A 19,360-nucleotide genomic window follows, 5' to 3' on the forward strand; every position below is an offset into this window, starting at 1 on the left:
CCGCGGCGTTCCCGCCGCGATCAACGGTTCACCGCGTTTTTCAGCCGGTGACCGATCGCCGCGTGTACCGGTACAGCGCCGCGACCAGCGCGAGGAACGCGACCGTCCCGCCGATCAGCGCGACGGGCTCGAACCCCTCCGGCGCGATCGCGAGCGGCGCATCCGAATTGGTGGCGTAGACGATGATCGCGAAGGCGACGCCCCACAGGCTTTCGCCGACGATCATGCCGGTCGCGGTCAGCACCCCCATCCGCTTGGCGAATTCGACGTCCGGTTTGCGCTCTGCCCAGCGGTCGTAGAGCGCGCCGATCACCGCGCCGACCACCACCGGTAGCGTTACCGCCATCGGCAGATAGACGCCGAGGCCGATGCCGAGCGGGGGCAGGCGCAGCTTGCCGAGCCGCCCCAGCGTCTCGTCGAGCGCGATCACTGCGACGCCGATCAGCGCGCCATAGCCGATCATCGCCCAGTTGAGATCGCCGCCCAGCACGCCCTTCGCCAATGCCGAGATCAGCGCCGCCTGCGGCGCGGCGAGCGCGTTCGGCCCGGCGCCGGGCGCCCCCTGGAAGCCCAGCGTCGTCGCCAGCAGCTCGAGCACCGGTGGTACGACGAGGCTGCCGAAGATAACGCCGAAGATCAGTGCGACCTGCTGCTTCCAGGGCGTCGCGCCGACCAGCTGTCCGGTCTTGAGATCCTGAAGATTGTCGTTGGAGATGGTCGCGACGCCGAAGACGATGCCGGTGACGATCAGCGCATAGGCGACCAGAGCCTGCGTCGTCTCCGGTCCGCCGCCACGCCCGAACAGGCCGACCAGCATCAGGCTGGCGGCGAGCACCGACAGGATGCCGATGCCCGACACCGGGCTGTTCGACGCGCCGATCAGGCCCGCCATATAGCCGCAGACGGCGGCGATCACGAGGCCGAGGACCAGCACGAACACCAGCGCGCCGAGGATCAGCACCACCGCCGATCCCTCCAGCGGCCCGCCCGCGATCACCGACCACAGCAGCCCGGCGATCGGGATCAGCGTCGCGAGGCTAACCGCGACGACGATGCGGATCGACAGGTCGCGCTCGCCGAGTTCGAGCACCGCGCCGCCGCGCTTGGCGGCGCTGGCGGCGATCGACGATCGGATGCCGGCGAGCACCGGCCCGATGATCTTGAGCAGCGTCCAGATCGCGGCGACGCCGATCACGCCCGCGCCGAGGAAGCGGACGTCGGTACGGAACACGCCGCCCGCCCAGGCCTCGATTCCGACGCCCGCGGCGGCGGGGGACAGGCCGGTCAGGATCGGCAGCGCGATCCACCAGCCGATGACGACGCCCGCCAGCATCGCGAGGCCGACCGACAGGCCGACGAGGTGGCCGGCGCCGATCAGCGCGAACGACAGCCCGCCCGAAATACCGGTCGCGCCCGCGCCGACGCGAAAGAATTGCGCCGCTTCCGCGACGACCAGCTTCGTCTGGGTCAGCACCGCGAACCCGGCCGATACCAATGCGTTGACGACGATCAGCCGCAGCCCCTTGCCGCTCTCCGCCTCGCCCGCGCGGCTGCCGGCGCCGACCATCAGCACCTCGGCGGCGGCGCGGCCCTCGGGATAGGGCAGGTCGGTATCGACCACGAGGGCGCGGCGCAGCGGCACGGAGAACATCACGCCCAGGATGCCGCCGGTCATCGTGATCCCGGCGGTGAGCAGATAGGGAAAGCCCTGCCACCAGCCGATCATCACCAGCCCCGGCAGCACGAAGATGATCGCCGCCAGCGTCCCCGCCGCCGAGGCGACGGTCTGGACGATGTTGTTTTCGAGGATCGTCGCGCCGGGCAGATAGCGCAGGATCGCCATCGAGATGACCGCGGCGGGGATCGACGTGGCGAAGGTCAGCCCGACCTTCAGCCCCAGATAGACGTTGGCCGCGGTGAACAGCAGCGTGATGAGCCCGCCCAGCAGGACGCCCCTGACGGTGAGTTCGGCGATCGGCGTCGACGGGGCGGGGGCAGTGGCCATGAGGGGGAAAGGCTCGCGTCTGGAGAAACTCGGCGGCGGTTGTGCACGCCGTCGCGCGTCGCGGCAATGGTCGCGATCGTGGCGAAACAAAGCTGCGCCGGCTCGACAGGTCGCGCGCCATTACGCTAGGCGGCGGGCATGGACACGAACACACCATTGCGCGTCGCGCTCGCCGGGCTGGGTACGGTCGGCGGCGGCGTCATCCGCCTGCTCGACGCGAACCGCGATCTCATCACCCGCCGGGCCGGCCGGCCGATCGAGATCGTCGCCGTTTCCGCACGCGATCGATCGAAGGATCGCGGCGTCGACCTGTCGCGCTTCGCCTGGGTCGACGACGCGCGCGAACTTGCGGCGCATGACGGCGCCGACGTGGTGGTCGAGCTGATCGGCGGGTCGGACGGGCCGTCGCTGACGCTGGCGCGCGCGACGCTGGCGGCGGGCAAGGGCTTCGTCACCGCGAACAAGGCGATGCTGGCGCATCATGGGCTCGAACTGGCGCAGGCGGCCGAGGACGCGCGCGTGCCGCTGAAGTTCGAGGCGGCGGTGGCGGGCGGCATCCCGGTCGTCAAGGGGCTGCGCGAGGGCGCGGCGGCCAATGCGATCGGCCGTGTCTATGGCATCCTCAACGGCACCTGCAATTTCATCCTGTCGAAGATGGAGGCCGAAGGTCGCGACTTCGCCGACGTGCTCGCCGAGGCGCAGGCGCTGGGATATGCCGAATCCGATCCCAGCTTTGACATCGACGGCGTCGATGCCGCGCACAAACTGTCGATCCTCGCCAGCATCGCCTTCGGCACGCGGCCGGCGTTCGCCGACGTCTCGGCGACCGGCGTGCGCCACGTCATCGCCGCGGACATCGCCGAGGCGGCGGCGCTCGGCTACAAGGTACGGCTGGTCGGTGTCGCCGAAGAGGGCGCGGGCGGGCTGTTCCAGCGCGTCCACCCGCATCTGGTGCCGATCGACCATCCGCTGGCGCATGTCACCGGATCGCTCAACGCAGTGGTCGCGGAGGGCAATTTCGTCGGCCGGCTGTTCTTCCAGGGCGCCGGTGCCGGCGACGGCCCGACCGCGAGCGCGGTGGTCGCTGACCTGATCGACATCGCCCGCGGCGAGTTCGGCCCGCCCTATGCCATGCCGGCCGCGGCACTGGTCGCGGCACCCAAAGCGGACAGCGGCGAACGGCGCGGCCGCGCCTATCTGCGTTTCACCGTGCAGGACAAGGTCGGCGTCCTCGCGGAGATCGCCGCGGCGATGCGCGATGCGGGCGTGTCGATCGAGAGCCTGATCCAGCGCGGCGTCGCGACCGATGGCGGCGTGATCGTCGCGATCGTCACGCACGAGGGCCCGGAACGCGCGGTCGCGCAGGCGCTGGAGAAACTGCGCGGGTCGCAGAGCCTCTCCGGCCAGCCGCTGTGGATGCATATCCTCGAATAGGGCGCGCGGGCAGGGCCGGTGCGGTCGGGACCGGACGCCATCGCATGTCCTGAACGGCAACGGTGGTGCAGCCCGCGCACCGCCGGAACCCAGCCTATCGCGGCGCGGTCCCGCCGGCGGCAGTCCGTCCTTCCGCCGGCACGATCGTTCCGACCGGTGCCGGATCGTCGAGCGGGATCGGCACGCGGTTCGACTTGTCGACCTTGCCGGCGAACGCACCCTTCACGCCTCTGGCGGCGTCCCGCACCAGTGCCAGCGGGTTGGTGGCGTCGCTGCCCTCGCAGCAGTCGCTGTTCGGGTTGACCAGTTTCTGGACGACGCGCGCCAGCATCACCGGCGGGCCGAGGATGTTGACGCCGACCTGGCATCCGCCGACCCGCGCCGCGCATGGCGTGCTCTGCAATGCCAGCGCCTGTGCGCCGGACATCTCGCGATTGGCGCCGCGTCCGGGGGCGGGGCCCTCGAAGGCGCTCTGGTCCTTCTGTCCGCAGACGACGATCTCGCCGGCCTGCGCCCGCGTCGGGCAGGACATGATCGACCACGACTGGCTGCCGTCGGTGCGCGTCTCGACGGGGGCCGGCGCGTCCGGTGCGGCCGGCAACGGCACCGCGGCCGTCTGCAGCAGGAGCAGCAGGCCGATCACGGCGCGAGCTTGCGGCCGGTGGCGCCGCCGACGCCCGAGCGGCTGCTGACCGTCACGCCCGTCATGCCGCCGCCGACGAGGAACGGGCTCAGCTCCTTGACCGGGTTGGTGCGGTTGAGCAGGCGGTCGCGCTCGACGCCGACCGCCTCATGCCTGGGGTCGCCCGGGTCATGGACGACGAAGGGGACGCGGAACCGGTCCGCCCGTCGCCGGCCGCACACGGTGATGTCGGTCGTATTGGCGTCATAGATGCACCGCTCGCCGGCGATCACCGCGGCAGACCGCGTCACCAGCGTCGCGACGTCTTCGGGGGCCGCCAGCAGCAACAGCGCCAGCGCGATCATGCGGCGCCATCCTCCCGGCCGGCCGACCGGTACCAGCCCTCAACGGCCCCAGGCAACGACGCGATCATGACACCCACCCTCCTGCAGCGGATAGCGTGCGGAGTGTCCGCCGAACCGGGCCGGAGATCAAGCGGCGATCGGTGCGACGCCCAATCGCGGAATCTCGATCGCAGGGCAGCGGTCCATCACCACCTTCAGCCCCGCCGCCTCGGCCCGCGCGGCGGCGGCATCTTCGATCACGCCCAATTGCATCCACACCGCCTTGGCGCCAATCGCGATCGCCTGATCGACCACCGCGCCGGCCGCGTCGGAACGGCGAAAAATATCGACGATGTCGATCGGATCGCCCAGCTGGTCGAGGTCGCGGAAGACGAACTCGCCATGGATATGTTCGCCGGTGATCTGCGGGTTGACCGGAATCACGCGATAGCCGTGGCGCTGTAGCGTCGCCATCACGCCATAGGAGGGGCGGTCGGGCCGGTCGGACGCGCCGACCAGAGCGATCGTCCGCGCGCCGTCCAGCAGCGCCTTGATGTCGGCATCCTCGGTCAGCGGCACGGGCGTCTCCTCAATGGTCTGTCAGCCAGGCATCGACCTGGCCCGCGATCGAATGGAACGCGGCGGCATCGGCGCCGTTCCCCGCCGCCGGCGGCTCGCCCGCATCCGATGCGGTGCGGATGCCGATCGCCAGCGGCACGCGGCCGAGGAAGGGCAGGCCGAGCCGCGTCGCCGTCGCCTCCGCGCCGCCGGTGCCGAACGGGTCGGACACCTCGCCGCAATGCGGGCAGACATAGCCGGCCATATTCTCGACCAGCCCGATCACCGGGATGCCCGCCTTGTCGAACAGGTCGATCGCACGCGTCGCGTCGATCAGCGCGAGGTCCTGCGGCGTCGAGACGATGATCGCGCCGGCCGGCTTGTGCTTCTGGATCATCGTCAGCTGTACGTCGCCGGTGCCGGGCGGCAGGTCGAGCACCAGCGTGTCGGTCGCGCCCCAGTCCGCCTCGACCAGCTGGGTCAGCGCGCCCGCCACCATCGGCCCGCGCCATGCCAGCGCCCGGCCCGGTGCGACCAGCTGGCCCATCGACAGCATCGGCACGCCATAAGGCGTCGGCACCGGATCGAGCACCTTGTCCTTCGCGGTCGGGCGCCGGTCCTCCGCCGCCATCAGCCGCGGTTGCGACGGGCCATAGATATCCGCATCGACCAGTCCGACGCGCCGTCCCCGCGCCTTGAGCGCGATGGCGAGGTTGGCGGCGAGCGTCGACTTGCCGACGCCGCCCTTGCCGCTGGCGACCGCGATCAGCCGGCGGGCGACGCGTTCGGCGGTGACGACGACGCGGACCTCGCCCGACCAGCCCTGCGTCGCGGCGGCGCGTACCGCCTCTTCCAGTGCATCGCGTTCGCGTCCCGACATACCGGTCGCATCGAGCACGATGCCCGCGCGCGTCCCCTCGAAGCGGAGCGTGGCGCGGTCGCCGGCGACGGCGCGCACCGCCGCGATCGTTACGTCTTGTGTCATGCGGGCCAGATAGGCCCGGAGCCGCCGCTTGCCACTGTTTTTCCGCGAGCGCCTTCTTATAAGAGGGGGATGACGATCCTGCCGGGCCGCAAAGGGCGCCCTCCCATTCTCGCCGCCGAAACGCCGAAGGGCCCCTGGGGCCAGGGTGACGAACCCGATGCCGGCGGTCCGCGCAACCCCTGGTCGCTGCCGCCCGGCGGCCGCAAACCCGGCGTCAAGGCGACCGCGCTCGACGATTTCCTGAAGAAGGCGCGCGGCGGCGGCGGCGGCGGGGGAGGCGGCGGCTTCAACGGCCTGCCCGGCGCCCCCAATGCGCGCGCATTGTGGCTGATCGGGGCGGGGATCATCCTGCTGGTCTGGGTGCTCTACACCTCGATCCACCCGATCGCGCCGCAGGAACGCGGCGTCGTCACCTATCTCGGCCGCTATTCGGGCACGCTCGATCCCGGCATCGCGATGACGATGCCCGCGCCGATCGCCAATGTCGTCAAGGTCGACGTCCAGAATATCCGCATCGAGAACTTTCCGGAGAGCGGCACGGAAAACCTGATGCTGACCAGCGACCAGAACATCATCGACCTCGCCTATGCGGTGCGCTGGAAGATATCGAGCCCGCAGAATTACGTCTTCCAGATCGACAAGCCGCGCGACACGGTGCGCGCGACGGCGGAAAGCGTGATGCGCGAGGTCGTCGCCAACGTTAGCCTCGATTCGGCGCTCGGGCCGGGCCGCGCGATGATCGAGAACCAGGTGCAGGAGCGGATGCAGAAGGTGCTGGACGACTATAAGTCGGGCATCGTCGTCGTCGGTGTCGGCATCAAGCAGGCCGATCCCCCCGCGCGCGTCAACGACGCGTTCAAGGACGTCACCGCCGCGCAGCAGGACGCGCAGGGCGTGCGCAACCAGGCGCAATCCTATGCCAAGCAGGTCGTTGCCCGCGCCGAGGGCGAGGCGTCGCAGTTTGACAAGGTGTACGAACAATACCGGCTCGCTCCCGAGGTGACGCGCCGCCGCATGTATTACGAGACCATGGAGGCCGTGCTGGCCAAGTCTGACAAGACGATCGTCGAGCCCACCGGCGTCGTGCCCTATCTGCCGATGGGCAATGCGCGGCGCGTCCCCGATGCCGCCCCGACCGAGCCGGTAGCTCCGGCGCAACCGGCCCAGCCGGTGACGACGACGGGAGGCGGCCAGTGAGCGCGCCGATGAACGGCCTCTGGCGTCATCCGATCGCGCTCGGCCTTGCCGCGCTGGTCTTCGTGATCCTGCTTGCCGCGACGGTCACGATCGTGCCGGAAACGCAGCAGGCGGTGATCCTGCGCTTCGAACAGCCGGTCCGCACCGTCAATGCGTGGAAGCAGGGCGAGCAGTTCGGCCGGACGGGGGCGGGGCCGATCCTGCGCATCCCGTTCATCGACCGGCTGGTGTGGCTCAACAAGCGCGTACTCGACGTCGATTACGATAACCAGCAGGTGCTCTCGTCCGACCAGCTGCGGCTGGAAGTCGATGCCTATGCGCGCTTCCGGATCATCGATCCGCTGAAGGCGGTGAACGCCACTGGCAGCACGACGCAGACCGAAACCGCGATCACGGAGGCGCTGCGTCCGCTGCTCGGCAGCTCGATCCGCAACGAGCTCGGCAACCAGCCGTTCGCGACGCTGCTCAGCCCCGAGCGCGACGAGGTGATGGACAATATCCAGACCCGGCTCCAGCGGCTCGCCAGCCAGTATGGCGTGCAGATCGTCGACGTCCGGATCAAGCATGCCGACCTGCCCGACGGCAGCCCGCTCGACCGCGCGCTGGCGCGGATGGCGACCGCGCGCCAGCAGCAGGCGATCACGATCCGCGCGCAGGGGCAGAAGGACGCGCAGATCATCCGCGGCGAGGCCGATGCCGCCTCGGCGCGCATCTATGCGCAAAGCTTCACCAAGGACGCCGACTTCTACGACTTCTACCGCGCGATGCAGTCCTACCGCCATACCTTCGGGGCGGACGGCGGGCCGGCGCCGACGGGATCGACATCGATCATCCTGTCGCCGGGCAACAGCTACCTGCGGGAATTCGGCGGGCGGGGGCGTTGACCGGCGACGGTCGCGCGCCATCTTTCGCGAGCATGAACATTCAAGCGGCGTTCAGGCGTTTGGGGCCACTAAGGCACCAATTCTGAACGACCCAAACGAGAGGAATCTCCCCTAGTGCGTTACGCCTACGCGATCACCAGTGCGCTCCTCCTCGGCGGTGCGACCGCCACGCTCGCGCTCCAGCCGAGCACCGCCCAGCAGGCGCAGAACGAGCCGGGTGCGATCCAGGCCGCCGTGCCGCGCTCCGGCGCGCCGATGAGCTTCGCCGACATGGTGGCGAAGCTGCAACCCGCCGTCGTCAACATCTCGACCAAGCAGACCATCGTCCAGCAACAGCCGGCGAACCCCTTCTCCGGCACCCCGTTCGGCGAATTGTTCGGCGGCATGGGTGGCGGCCAGGGCGGCGCTCCGGTCAAGCGCGAGGGCGCGTCGCTGGGTTCGGGCTTCCTGATCTCGCCGGACGGCTATGTCGTCACCAACGCGCACGTCATCAGCCCCGGTGCCCGCGGCGCGACGGTCAATTCGATCACCGTGACGCTGTCGAACAACAAGGAATATACCGCCAAGGTCATCGGCCAGGACACCGATTCCGACCTCGCGCTGCTCAAGATCGACGCGGCCGGCCTGCCTTACGTGAAGTGGGGCGATTCCGCCCAGTCGCGGGTCGGCGACTGGGTCGTCGCGATCGGCGAACCGTTCGGCCTCGGCGGCACCGTCACCGCCGGCATCATCTCGGCGATCAACCGCGTCACCGGGCAGGGCGGCGCCTATGACCGCTTCATCCAGACCGACGCCTCGATCAACCAGGGCAATTCGGGCGGTCCGATGTTCGACCTCAACGGCAACGTGATCGGCGTCAATTCGCAGATCTTCAGCCAGTCGGGCGGCAATATCGGCATCGGCTTCGCCATCCCGGCGGCGGTCGCCAAGCCGATCATCGAGACGTTCAAGTCGGGCGGCAAGATCAGCCGCGGCTATATCGGCGTCACCATCGGTGGCGGCGTCGATGACGATGCGGCCGCCGCGCTCGGCATCCCCAAAAATTCGGGTGAGCTGATCGCGCGCGTCGAGCCGGCCGGCCCGTCCGCGCGCGCGGGCCTGCGCGCCGGCGACGTGGTGACGAAGATCAACGGGCAGCAGGTCAGCAAGGATCAGACGCTGACCTATCTCGTCTCCAATCTGAAGCCGGGGACGACCGCGCGCTTCGACGTGCTGCGCGGCGGCCAGCCGGTCGCGGTCAACATCGCCGTCGCGACCCGTCCGTCGACCGAGCAGCTGCAGGCGCAGATCCAGGGCCAGGACGACAGCGGCGGCTTCGGGCCCAATGCAGGTCCGGGCGGCGACGATGGCGACGACGATACGTCGTCGGTGCCGCAGTCGAGCACCGCGCCGCTCGGCCTCACCGTCCAGCCGCTCACCCCGGGTATCGCCCGTGCGATCGGCGTCGACGGCGCGGTGCAGGGCGTGGTGATCGCGACGGTCGATTCGTCGAGCGATGCGGCCGGCAAGCTCAAGCGCGCCGACGTCATCACTGCCGTGAACGGCGTGCCGGTCCGCACCGCCGCCGATTACGCCCGCCTCGTCGCGCAGGCGAAGGCGGCAGGCCGCCCGCAGGTGCTGCTGCTCGTCCAGCGCGGCCGCGGCAACCCGGCGTTCGTGCCGATCAAGGTCAAGTAAGCCGCTTTCCCGCGGTAAACGGCAGGGGGCCGTCGCTCGGTGGAGCGGCGGCCCTTTTCTTTTGCCCGCCGGCGGGGTTAGGTCCGTTGCCACGACGACGGGAGCGGACATGAGCGCCGAAAGCGACAAGGGTATCTTCATCGGTCTGGGCGGCGGCACGCCGCAGGTGCTCGACCTCAGGCGCGCCAACCGCCACGGCCTGATCGCCGGCGCGACCGGCACCGGCAAGACGGTGACGCTGCAGGGCATCATCGAAGGCTTTTCGAAGGTCGGCGTGCCGAGCTTCGTCGCCGACGTGAAGGGCGACCTGTCCGGCCTCGCCATGGCCGGCTCACCGACGTCCAAAGCCCATGCCGCCTTCGCCGCCCGCGCCGCGGAGATCGGCGACACGGACTGGGTCTACGCCGACAATCCCGTGCAATTCTGGGACCTGTACGGCGAACAGGGCCACCCGATCCGCACCACGGTCAGCGAGATGGGGCCGCTGCTGCTCAGCCGCCTGATGGACCTCAACGAGGTGCAGGAGGGCGTGATGACGATCGCCTTCCACGTCGCCGACAAGGAAGGGCTGCTGCTGATCGACCTGGACGACCTCCAGGCGATGCTCGCGCATTGCGCCACCCGTGCCGACGAACTGACGACCACCTATGGTAACGTCTCGAAACAGTCGATCGGCGCGATCCAGCGTGCGCTGCTCCAGCTGCGGACGCAGGGCGGCGAGCATTTCTTCGGCGAACCGGCGCTGGAGATGGACGATTTCATCCGTACGGACGACAGGGGCCGGGGCATCGTCAACGTTCTCGCCGCCGACAAGCTGATGGCGGCGCCCAAGCTCTACAGCACCTTCCTGCTCTGGCTGATGAGCGAATTGTTCGAACATCTGCCCGAGGTCGGGGACCCCGACAAACCCCGGCTCGTCTTCTTCTTCGATGAGGCGCATCTGCTGTTCGACGAGGCGCCCAAGGCCTTGCTCGACAAGATCGAACAGGTCGTCCGGCTGATCCGGTCGAAGGGCGTCGGCGTCTATTTCATCACGCAGAACCCGATCGACATCCCCGACACCGTCGCGGGTCAGCTCGGCAACCGCGTCCAGCACGCTCTGCGCGCCTTCACCCCCCGCGATCAGGCGGCGGTGCGCTCCGCGGCGGAGACGTTCCGCGCCAATCCCGGCGTCGACGTCGCCACCGCGATCACCGAGCTCAAGGTCGGCGAGGCTTTGGTGTCGCTGCTCCAGCCCGACGGCTCGCCCGCGCCGGTCGAGCGCACGCTCATCAAGCCGCCCGCCAGCCGCGTCGGCCCGGTCACGCCGCAGGAGCGCGCGGTGATGATCCAGACCGATGCCGTCGGCGACAAATACGATACCGCGATCGACCGCGAATCGGCGGAGGAGATGCTCGCCGCCAAGACGCAGGAGGCCGCCGCCTCTGCCGCGGCGGCACGCGCGACCGACGATGCGGCGAAGGCTGCGGCGTTGCAGGCGAAGGAGGACGCCAGAGCGGCGAAGGAATCGGCCCGCCTCCAGGCGGCGCAGGCCAAAGCGGATGCACAGGCGCAACGCGCCGCCGAGCGCGAGGCGGCGAACTCGCCCTGGTCGAAGGCGATGGGCTCCGCCACCCGCGCCGCCAGCTCGTCGATCGGCCGGCAGGTCGCCAACGAGATCGGCAAGCAAGTGTTCGGATCGTCGCGCAAATCCGCGGGCGGCGGGCTGGTCGGTACGGTGCTGCGCAGCGTGCTCGGCAACCTCATGCGCGGGCGCTAGCCTCGACAAGCCGGCGCGGGGGGCTCACAGGGAAACGGACAGAACGGAGCCAGATCATGTCCCTCGACGACATCAGCAGCAGCGACTGGACGGCGGCCGGCGCCGCCGAACTGGACGATATCGTCACGCTGCGCCGCGCGATCCATGCCGAACCGGAGATCGGGCTGCATTGCCCGCGCACCACCGACAAGATCAAGGCGGCGCTCGCCGGCCTGCCGCTCGAACTGCACGAGGGCGGTTCCACCACCGGGCTGATCGCGATCCTGCGCGGGCAGGCGGGCGACAATGGCCGCACCGTGCTGTTACGCGGCGACATGGACGCGCTGCCGATGCAGGAAGAGACGGGCCTGCCGTTCGCCAGCACGATCGACGGGCGGATGCACGCCTGCGGCCATGATTCGCATACCGCGATGCTGGTCGGCGCGGCCCGGGCGCTGTCGGCACGCCGCGACCGGCTGCCGGGGACGGTCGTCTTCATGTTCCAGCCGGGGGAGGAGGGGCATCACGGCGCCCGCTTCATGATCGAGGACGGGCTGCTCGACATCGCCGCACCCGATGCCGCCTTCGCGCTGCACATCACGCCGAACGCGCCCGCGGGGCTGGTCGTCACCCGCAGCGGGTCGATCATGGCGTCGGCGGACACGGTGCATGCGGTGATCCGCGGCGCGGGCGGCCATGCCGCGATGCCGCACGACTGCATCGATCCGGTGCCGGTCGCCTGCGAGATCGTCACCGCGCTCCAGACCTTCGTCGCCCGCCGCATCGCGGTGACCGACCCCGCGGTGTTGTCGATCACCAAGATCGAGGCCGGCTCCGCGCACAATATCATCCCGGGCGAGGTCCGCCTGCTGGGGACGCTGCGCACCCTGTCCGAAGCGACGCGCGACACGATGCAGGCGGCGTTCAAGCGTATCGCCGAGAATATCGCCGCGGCGCACGGCGCGACGGCGGAGGCATGGATCGACACCGGCTACCCGGTGACGGTCAACGACCCGCGCGGTGCGGCACTGGTCGAATCGGTCGCGACCGACCTCGGCGCCGATTTCGCGACGATGCCGCAGCCGATGATGGGCGCGGAGGATTTTTCCTATGTCCTCAAGCGCTATCCCGGTGCTTTCGCCTTCCTCGGCGTGGCGCCCGCGGGCAGCGATCCCGCGACCAACCCGCCGCTGCACAACACCCGGATGACGATCGAGGAATCGGTGATGGCGAAGGGCGTGGCGATGCATTGCGCGATCGCCACGCGCTATCTGGAGCGCGGGTTCGACTGACCCGGGCCACCCCTCCCCGCGGGGAGGGGTGCGTGCTTATTTCTTGATGAGCCCGATCTCCACCAGCCGCTGGTGCAGGTAATCATGCGCGGTGATCGGCTCGGGATAGCGGTTCGGATTGTCCGCGGTGATCGTCTGCGGCAGCGTCTCGATCAGGAAATCGGGCGCGGGATGCAGGAAGAACGGCATCGAATAGCGCGAATGGCCGCGGCGCTCGGGCGGCGGGTTGACGACGCGGTGCGTGGTCGAGGGCAGGACGTGGTTGGTCAGCCGCTGCAGCATGTCGCCGACGTTGACCACCATCGCGCCCTCGGGCGGCTTGATCGCCAGCCAGCGGCCGTTGGCGCGGTCGAGCAGTTCCAGCCCCGCCTCCTCGGCCCCAAGCAGCAGGGTGATGAGGTTGATGTCCTCATGCGCCCCCGCGCGCACGCCCTCGGCATCGACCGGGATCGGCGGATAATGGAGCAGGCGCAGCACCGAATTGCCGTCCTTCACCGCCGGATCGAACCAGTCGGGCGAAAGCTTCAGATGGCGGGCGATGGCGGACAGCAGCCGGTCGCCGGCGCGGTCGAAGGCGGTGAACAGCTCGAGGAACGTGTCCCTGAACCCCTCCGGCCGGTTCGGCCAGATGTTGGGCGACATGCTGTCCGCGAAGCGATGCCCCGCGGGCAGTTCGCGGCCGATATGCCAGAATTCCTTGAGGTCGACGTGCTTGGCGTCCTTGGCGATCTCGGTCTTGAACGGCGTATAGCCGCGCGCGCCGCCGCCGCCCTCGACGAAATAGCCGCGCTTCTCCGCCTCGGGCAGCGCGAACAACGCGCCGGTTTCGCGCCACGCGCGCTCGATCAGGTCCTGCGGCACGCCATGGTCGGCGACGATCGCAAAGCCGAACCGTTCGAAGGATTCGCCGAACGCGGCGGCGAAGCCGTCGGGGTCGCGATCCTGATCGGCGAGGCTGAGCGTGGGAACCTGTGCGGAAGGGGAGTCGAGCATAAGGGCCATCCGTTTGATGAAGCGCCGGTTATACGCCGCCGCACGCACGCCGTCATGCGCAAGTTCGCCGGCGCCCGCGGAAATCGCCGGTGAGAATCGGACGCCTTTGCTGACCCATGCGATCTCATATCATCGACTCGGCGCAACCCGCTGCCGCTTGATCGCGGTAGCGGTATCCCGGCCCTTGTGGCGAAGCGCCGATTGCAGGCACACACTGCCGGGTCTGGGGCGCGGTGGGGCTGCGAGTCAGTACGATCTGAATAGGCCGGACCCGGTCAGGGCGGGTACGGCGCATTGTGTTGGGGTCCGATGATAACTTTCGCCCGTACTGCTGTCGCTCTCGGCGCGCGCGTCCGCGCTCTCTTCGCCACCCGCGATGTCCTGTTCCACGACGGCAGGTCGCTGCGCCGGATCAGCATCACCGGCCGCCGTCAGGTCGCTGCCGCCGCGGTCGGCGCGCTGACCATCGGTTTCTCGGGCTATGGCGCGGCACAGGCGGCGCAGGTCGTCGGCCAGCCGGCGGACGGTCGCATCGCCCATATGGAACGCCAGATCGATGCGATGCAGGCACGGGTGTCGAACATCCGCCACGTCGCGCAGGTCCATGCCGAGCGGGTCGAGCAGCGTCAGGCGCTCATCACCGCCGCGCTGACCGGCAAGGGCGACGAGGCGAAGCTCGCCCTCGCGACGCTCGCGATCGATCCCACCGCCGATCGCCTCGCCGCCGACGTCGTCAAGCCGCTAGTCAAGGTCGAGGGGCGTCAGGCCGAACTCGCCGACGCCGCGCAGGAGGTGCTCGACCAGCGTCTCGCGCAGACCAATGCCACGCTCAGGAAGCTCGGCGTCGCCGGCCGCGTCGCCAAGGGCGGCATGGGCGGTCCGATCCTCGACGCCAACGGCGCGGAAGCACAGGCCGATCTCAAGGCGGACGCGCAGTTCCGCACGCTGTTCCAGAGCTGGAAGAAGCTCGACACGCTGCAGCAGGGCGCGATCGCCATCCCCTCGGTGCAGCCGGTGCAGAAGCTGAACTTCACCAGCAACTTCGGCATCCGCTCCGACCCGTTCCGCGGCACCGCCGCGATGCACGCCGGCGTCGACATCCCCGGCCCGGTCGGCACGCCGATCTACGCCACCGCCGACGGCATCGTTGATTATGCCGCGCGTCAGGGCGGCTATGGCAACATGGTTGAAATCAACCACGGCAAGGGCATCGCCACCCGCTACGGCCACCTTTCCCGGATCCTCGTCGCCGATGGCGCCCGCGTCACCCGCGGCCAGCTGATCGCGCTGATGGGCTCGACCGGCCGCTCGACCGGACCGCATCTGCATTACGAGGTCCGCATCGACGGCCATGCGGTCAATCCGGTGCCGTTCCTGACCACCGCCGATTACCTGCTCGCGTCGCAGGACCGCGCGGTGCGCGCGATCCCGGTGTCGACCGACGTACCCGCCGCGCAGGACTGATCGCGCTATCGCAGCGACACGACGGGCGGGGGGCGACCTCCGCCCGTTTCGCGTCTGCAACGATCCGTACCATCGCCGGTTGCCCCGACCCGCACGCGCGCCTATCTCCGACGCATGGCCAGTCTCGCTCCAGACATCATGCTCACGCCCGCGGCGGCGGCGCGCGTCGCCGCGATCGCCGGCAAGCAGAACAAGCCCGCAATCCTCCGCCTGTCCGTCGACGGTGGTGGCTGTTCGGGCTTCCAGTATAAATTCGGTTTTGCCGACGCGCCTGACGGCGACGACACCATCGCGGAGACGGACGGCGTGCGGCTGGTCGTCGACAGCGTCAGCCTCGATCTCGTGCGCGGCTGCCAGGTCGATTACGTCGAATCGCTCGGCGGTGCGGCGTTCCGCGTCGAAAATCCCAATGCCGCCTCGGGTTGCGGCTGCGGCTCCAGCTTTGCGATCTGACGCGTGAAACTCGTCACGTACAACGTCAATGGCATCAAGGCTCGCCTCCCCCGCCTGATCGAGTATCTCACCGAGCAGCAGCCGGATGTGGTGTGTCTACAGGAGATCAAGTGCAGCGACGACACCTTCCCGTTTTCTGACATCGAGACCGCCGGCTATGGCGCGGTCTGGCACGGGCAGAAGGGCTTCAACGGCGTCGCGGTCCTCGCGAAGGGCGCGACCCCGGTCGAGCGTCAGCGCGGGCTGGCGGGCGAAGCCGAGGACGAGCACAGCCGTTATCTCGAATGCGAGATCGACGGACTGGTCGTCGCCTCCATCTATCTCCCCAACGGCAATCCACAGCCGGGACCGAAGTTCGATTACAAATTGCGCTGGATGGAGCGGCTCGCCGCGCGCGCGCAGGTGCTGCTGGACGAGGAAGTGCCGGTGGTACTGATGGGCGATTACAACGTAATCCCCAACGACGACGACACCTTCTCGGTCCGGGCGATGGCGGATGACGCACTGATGCAGCCAGAGAGCCGCGCCGCCTATCGCCGCCTGCTCGCGCAGGGCTGGACCGACGCGCTGCGCACCCGCCAGCCGAAGGGCGGCGTCTGGACCTTCTGGGATTATCAGGCCGGGGCATGGCAGCGCGACGCGGGCTTCCGGATCGATCACCTGCTGCTCAGCCCGCAGGCCGCCGACCGTCTCGCCGATGCCGGCGTCGACAAGGACTATCGCGGGCGCGAGAAGGCGAGCGACCATGCGCCGACCTGGGTGCGGCTGTCATGAGGCGGTCGGTGGCGGCGCTGCTGGCGTTCACCGCGTCGCCTGCGGTGGCGCAGCAGCGCGAGCTGTGCCCGGAGCGGCCCGGGCTCGATACCCCGGCCTGTATCGTCGACCGCGGCCGGGTGATGGTCGAAACCGCCGTCGTCGACTGGACGCTCGACCGGCAACCCGACGGCCGGACCGACACCGTCCTGATCGGCGATACGTCGGTCCGCATCGGGGTCACCGACCGGCTGGAGGCGCGGATTGGCTGGACGCCCTATGGTCACGAGCGGACGCGCGACCGGGCAAGCGGCGCGATCGACCGGGTCGGCCAGAGCGGCGACATGACGCTGGGCGTCAAGGCGTCGTTGCTGCACGCCGACGGCAGCGGCCTGGCGATCGCCGCGCTGCCCTTCGTCAAGCTGCCGGTGGGTGGCAGCCGGATCGGCGCCGGCACGCTCGGCGCCGGGGTCCTGCTGCCGGTCAGTTACGACCTGTCGGACACGGTGCAACTGGTCGCGACGCCGGAGATCGACGCCCGTCCCGACGACGATCGATCGGGCCGGCACCTGCGCTACAGCACGGCTGGCGGCGCGACGTTCAAGCTGACGGAAGCGGTGGCGCTGTCCGCGGAGGGCCAGATGGTCCGCGACGACGATCCCGACGGCCATTCGACGCAGGCGCTGGCGGCCCTGTCGTTCGCGTGGCAGCCGCAGGACGACTTGCAGCTCGACATCTTCGGCGTCGCCGGACTCAACGATGCAGCGCCCGATCTGGAAGTGTCGGCGGGAATCGCGCGCCGCTTCTGATCCCGGGCTCTGGATCGGTGGCGGCCCCGGGTGTATCGCCGCTGCGATACACGTTCGGAGTGAACCACCATCATGATCCGCCATGCTCTCTTCGCCGCCATGCTGCTCGCCGGCACCGCCGCCGTCGCGCAGGACAGGCCCGCCGGTATCGATCCCACCGCACTCGATCGCAGCGTCAAGCCGGGTGACGATTTCGAACAATATGCCAATGGCGCATGGCGTGCCCGTACCGAGATCCCCGCGGATCGCTCGTCGGTCGGCATCTTCCTGACCGTTTCGAAGATCGCCGACGAACGCACCGCCGCGATCGTCGCCGACGCCGCGAAGGGCGCCACGGGCAGCGACCAGCGCCGGATCGCCGATTATTATGCGGCCTATATGGACGCCGCCGGGATCGAGGCGCGCGGCGTCGCTCCGCTCAAGCCCGCGTTCGCCGAGATCGCGGGGCTGCGCGACAAGACCGCGCTGTCGCGGCTGCTCGGCGCCAACACCCGCGTCGACGTCGATCCGCTCAACGCGACCGATTTCCAGACCGGCAATCTGTTCGGCCTGTTCGTGACGCAGGCGTTCGACCAGCCGACGAAAACGGTGCCTTATGTGCTGCAGGGCGGGCTCGGCATGCCCGACCGCGACTATTACCTGTCCGACACTGCGGCGATGAAGGAGGTGCGCGACGCCTATCGCGTCTATGTCACCACCGTGTTCCGCCTCGCCGGGTTCGACCAGCCGGAGGCGCGCGCGGGTCGCGTCCTCGATCTGGAAACGAAGATCGCGCGGGCGCAGGCCGACCTCGTCACCAGCCAGGATGCGCATAACGCGAACAATCCCTGGAAGGCCGCCGATTTCGCCACCAAGGCGCCGGGGATCGACTGGCGCGCGTTCTGGCCTGCCGCGCGGCTCGGCCGGCAGCAGGACTTCATCGTCTGGCAGCCGGCGGCGATCACCGGTCTGTCGGCGTTGGTCGCATCCGAGCCGCTCGCGGCCTGGCAGGACTGGCTGCGCTTCCATCGCATCGATGCGGTGACGGCGGTGTTGCCGACCGCCTTCGACACGGCGAGCTTCGCCTTCTACGGCAAGGCGCTGAGCGGCACGCCGCAGCAGCAGCCGCGTAGCAAGCGCGGGCTGGATGCGGTCAACGGCGCGCTCGGCGAGGCGATCGGGCGCATCTACGTGCAGCGCTATTTCCCGGCTTCGTCCAGAACCGACATCCAGCAGATGGTGGCGGGGATGCTGAAGGCGTTCGACACGCGGGTGGCGGGGCTCGACTGGATGAAGTCCGTGACCAAGGCGGAGGCGCGGCGCAAGATCGAGACGATGATCGTCGGCATCGGCTATCCCGAACGCTGGGCGGACTATACGCGGCTGACGATCCGCGCCGACGATCCGGTCGGTAACGGCGAACGCGCCGAGCTTGCCAATACCGAACGGCAACTGGCCAAGATCGGCCGTCCGGTCGACCGCAACGAATGGTGGCTGACACCGCAGACGGTCAATGCGCTCAACCTGCCGATGCAGAATGCGCTGAACTTCCCCGCGGCGATTCTCGAGGCGCCCTTCTACGATCCCGGGCGCGATGCGGCGGCGAATTACGGCGCGATCGGCGCGGTGATCGGGCATGAGATCAGTCATGGCTTCGACAACCTCGGCGCCGATTTCGATGCCGCGGGCCGGTTGCGCAACTGGTGGACTGCGGAGGATCTCGCGCGGTTCGAGGCGCAGGGGCAGGCGCTGGTCGCACAATATGACGCCTATGAGGCGCTGCCCGGCTTGCACGTCAACGGAAAGCAGACACTGGGCGAGAATATCGCCGACGTCGCCGGCCTGACCGCGGCGCTCGATGCCTATCATGCCTCGCTCGGCGGCAAGCCGGCGCCGGTGATCGGCGGGATGACGGGCGACCAGCGCCTGTTCCTGTCGTTCGCGCAGACCTGGGCCTCGAAGTTCCGCGACAGGGCGCTGCGTGCCCGCGTCCAGGGTGACGTCCATGCGCCGGCGCGGTTCCGGGCGCAGACGGTACGCAACCTCGACGGCTGGTACGCCGCGTTCGGCGTGAAGCCGGGCGATGCGCTTTACCTCGCGCCCGACAAGCGCGTGCGGGTCTGGTAACGGCGGAGAGCCCGCTACCCACCCCGGTCGCGACGTCCTATACCCC

17 protein-coding genes are annotated in these 19,360 nt (G+C 69.3%); 11 read left to right on the forward strand and 6 right to left on the reverse strand.

The annotated features are described in order from the left end of the window. Window positions 1-40 precede the first annotated feature (40 nt). Entirely contained in the window at window positions 41-2,005 is a 1,965-nt protein-coding gene (locus AC1RTO_RS00430; protein WP_493159013.1) for an OPT family oligopeptide transporter, read from the reverse strand. Between the two features lie 138 nt (window positions 2,006-2,143). Here AC1RTO_RS00430 and AC1RTO_RS00435 point away from each other — a divergent pair, with 138 nt between their 5' ends. Further along, on the forward strand, window positions 2,144-3,439 hold the full coding sequence (locus AC1RTO_RS00435; RefSeq protein ID WP_493159014.1) for a homoserine dehydrogenase: 1,296 nt from the start codon (window positions 2,144-2,146) through the stop codon (window positions 3,437-3,439). A gap of 94 nt (window positions 3,440-3,533) precedes the next feature. Here the strand turns inward: AC1RTO_RS00435 and AC1RTO_RS00440 are convergent, their stop codons facing one another. The 4 genes from AC1RTO_RS00440 to AC1RTO_RS00455 all read right to left on the reverse strand — a co-directional run bounded on the left by AC1RTO_RS00440 (window position 3,534) and on the right by AC1RTO_RS00455 (window position 5,948). Beyond that, window positions 3,534-4,082 (reverse strand): hypothetical protein, encoded by a 549-nt coding sequence (locus AC1RTO_RS00440; RefSeq protein ID WP_493159015.1) that lies wholly within the window; start codon window positions 4,080-4,082, stop codon window positions 3,534-3,536. Beyond that, window positions 4,079-4,426, reverse strand: a complete 348-nt coding sequence (locus tag AC1RTO_RS00445) for a hypothetical protein (RefSeq protein WP_493159016.1) — start codon at window positions 4,424-4,426, stop codon at window positions 4,079-4,081. The genes AC1RTO_RS00440 and AC1RTO_RS00445 overlap by 4 nt, the downstream gene beginning before the upstream one ends. 126 nt (window positions 4,427-4,552) lie before the next feature. Beyond that, window positions 4,553-4,984 carry a CoA-binding protein gene (locus tag AC1RTO_RS00450; RefSeq protein WP_493159017.1) on the reverse strand — a complete coding sequence of 144 codons (432 nt, stop codon included), beginning with the start codon at window positions 4,982-4,984 and terminating at the stop codon, window positions 4,553-4,555. A 10-nt stretch (window positions 4,985-4,994) separates the two neighbouring features. Continuing rightward, complete coding sequence (locus AC1RTO_RS00455; RefSeq protein WP_493159018.1) at window positions 4,995-5,948, reverse strand: Mrp/NBP35 family ATP-binding protein; 954 nt, start codon at window positions 5,946-5,948, stop codon at window positions 4,995-4,997. A gap of 69 nt (window positions 5,949-6,017) precedes the next feature. Here AC1RTO_RS00455 and hflK point away from each other — a divergent pair, with 69 nt between their 5' ends. The 5 genes from hflK to AC1RTO_RS00480 all read left to right on the forward strand — a co-directional run bounded on the left by hflK (window position 6,018) and on the right by AC1RTO_RS00480 (window position 12,736). Next, window positions 6,018-7,145, forward strand: coding sequence for an FtsH protease activity modulator HflK (gene hflK, locus AC1RTO_RS00460; protein WP_493159019.1), 1,128 nt, complete (start codon window positions 6,018-6,020; stop codon window positions 7,143-7,145). 8 nt (window positions 7,146-7,153) lie between these two features. Next, a complete protein-coding gene (gene hflC, locus AC1RTO_RS00465; RefSeq protein ID WP_293875293.1) occupies window positions 7,154-8,029 on the forward strand; it encodes a protease modulator HflC in 876 nt (291 codons plus the stop codon). Window positions 8,030-8,143: 114 nt separating this feature from the next. After that, on the forward strand, window positions 8,144-9,706 hold the full coding sequence (locus tag AC1RTO_RS00470) for a Do family serine endopeptidase (protein ID WP_493159020.1): 1,563 nt from the start codon (window positions 8,144-8,146) through the stop codon (window positions 9,704-9,706). Window positions 9,707-9,815: 109 nt separating this feature from the next. Then, window positions 9,816-11,465 carry a helicase HerA-like domain-containing protein gene (locus AC1RTO_RS00475; protein ID WP_493159021.1) on the forward strand — a complete coding sequence of 550 codons (1,650 nt, stop codon included), beginning with the start codon at window positions 9,816-9,818 and terminating at the stop codon, window positions 11,463-11,465. Between the two features lie 56 nt (window positions 11,466-11,521). Then, on the forward strand, window positions 11,522-12,736 hold the full coding sequence (locus AC1RTO_RS00480) for a M20 metallopeptidase family protein (RefSeq protein WP_493159022.1): 1,215 nt from the start codon (window positions 11,522-11,524) through the stop codon (window positions 12,734-12,736). Window positions 12,737-12,772: 36 nt separating this feature from the next. Here AC1RTO_RS00480 and AC1RTO_RS00485 read toward each other — a convergent pair whose 3' ends face one another. After that, a complete protein-coding gene (locus AC1RTO_RS00485) occupies window positions 12,773-13,729 on the reverse strand; it encodes an isopenicillin N synthase family dioxygenase (RefSeq protein ID WP_493159023.1) in 957 nt (318 codons plus the stop codon). Window positions 13,730-14,038: 309 nt separating this feature from the next. On the opposite strand from AC1RTO_RS00485, the gene AC1RTO_RS00490 reads away from it, so the two are divergent. The 5 genes from AC1RTO_RS00490 (at window position 14,039) to AC1RTO_RS00510 (ending at window position 19,314) form a co-directional block, all read left to right on the forward strand. Continuing rightward, the gene (locus tag AC1RTO_RS00490) at window positions 14,039-15,193 is read left to right on the forward strand and encodes a M23 family metallopeptidase (RefSeq protein ID WP_493159024.1); all 1,155 of its coding nucleotides are present in this window, start codon (window positions 14,039-14,041) and stop codon (window positions 15,191-15,193) included. Window positions 15,194-15,307: 114 nt separating this feature from the next. Beyond that, window positions 15,308-15,646, forward strand: a complete 339-nt coding sequence (erpA, locus tag AC1RTO_RS00495) for an iron-sulfur cluster insertion protein ErpA (RefSeq protein WP_293875305.1) — start codon at window positions 15,308-15,310, stop codon at window positions 15,644-15,646. Window positions 15,647-15,649: 3 nt separating this feature from the next. Beyond that, a complete protein-coding gene (xth, locus tag AC1RTO_RS00500; protein WP_493159025.1) occupies window positions 15,650-16,420 on the forward strand; it encodes an exodeoxyribonuclease III in 771 nt (256 codons plus the stop codon). Further along, entirely contained in the window at window positions 16,417-17,208 is a 792-nt protein-coding gene (locus AC1RTO_RS00505) for a transporter (protein WP_493159026.1), read from the forward strand. Before xth ends, AC1RTO_RS00505 begins: the two co-directional genes overlap by 4 nt. 72 nt (window positions 17,209-17,280) lie before the next feature. Continuing rightward, a complete protein-coding gene (locus AC1RTO_RS00510; RefSeq protein ID WP_493159027.1) occupies window positions 17,281-19,314 on the forward strand; it encodes a M13 family metallopeptidase in 2,034 nt (677 codons plus the stop codon). Window positions 19,315-19,360: the final 46 nt, after the last annotated feature.

The sequence above is a fragment of the Sphingomonas sp. GW821-FHT10F09 genome (assembly GCF_058809195.1).

Bases quoted from the DNA above. Each gene is read 5' to 3' on its own strand.
- AC1RTO_RS00430 (WP_493159013.1), bottom strand. From the start codon at position 2,005: ATGGCCACTGCCCCCGCCCCGTCGACGCCGATCGCCGAACTCACCGTC.
- AC1RTO_RS00435 (WP_493159014.1), top strand. From the start codon at position 2,144: ATGGACACGAACACACCATTGCGCGTCGCGCTCGCCGGGCTGGGTACG.
- AC1RTO_RS00445 (WP_493159016.1), bottom strand. From the start codon at position 4,426: ATGATCGCGCTGGCGCTGTTGCTGCTGGCGGCCCCCGAAGACGTCGCG.
- AC1RTO_RS00455 (WP_493159018.1), bottom strand. From the start codon at position 5,948: ATGACACAAGACGTAACGATCGCGGCGGTGCGCGCCGTCGCCGGCGAC.
- hflK (WP_493159019.1), top strand. From the start codon at position 6,018: ATGACGATCCTGCCGGGCCGCAAAGGGCGCCCTCCCATTCTCGCCGCC.
- hflC (WP_293875293.1), top strand. From the start codon at position 7,154: ATGAACGGCCTCTGGCGTCATCCGATCGCGCTCGGCCTTGCCGCGCTG.
- AC1RTO_RS00475 (WP_493159021.1), top strand. From the start codon at position 9,816: ATGAGCGCCGAAAGCGACAAGGGTATCTTCATCGGTCTGGGCGGCGGC.
- AC1RTO_RS00480 (WP_493159022.1), top strand. From the start codon at position 11,522: ATGTCCCTCGACGACATCAGCAGCAGCGACTGGACGGCGGCCGGCGCC.
- AC1RTO_RS00485 (WP_493159023.1), bottom strand. From the start codon at position 13,729: ATGCTCGACTCCCCTTCCGCACAGGTTCCCACGCTCAGCCTCGCCGAT.
- AC1RTO_RS00490 (WP_493159024.1), top strand. From the start codon at position 14,039: ATGATAACTTTCGCCCGTACTGCTGTCGCTCTCGGCGCGCGCGTCCGC.
- erpA (WP_293875305.1), top strand. From the start codon at position 15,308: ATGGCCAGTCTCGCTCCAGACATCATGCTCACGCCCGCGGCGGCGGCG.
- AC1RTO_RS00505 (WP_493159026.1), top strand. From the start codon at position 16,417: ATGAGGCGGTCGGTGGCGGCGCTGCTGGCGTTCACCGCGTCGCCTGCG.
- AC1RTO_RS00510 (WP_493159027.1), top strand. From the start codon at position 17,281: ATGATCCGCCATGCTCTCTTCGCCGCCATGCTGCTCGCCGGCACCGCC.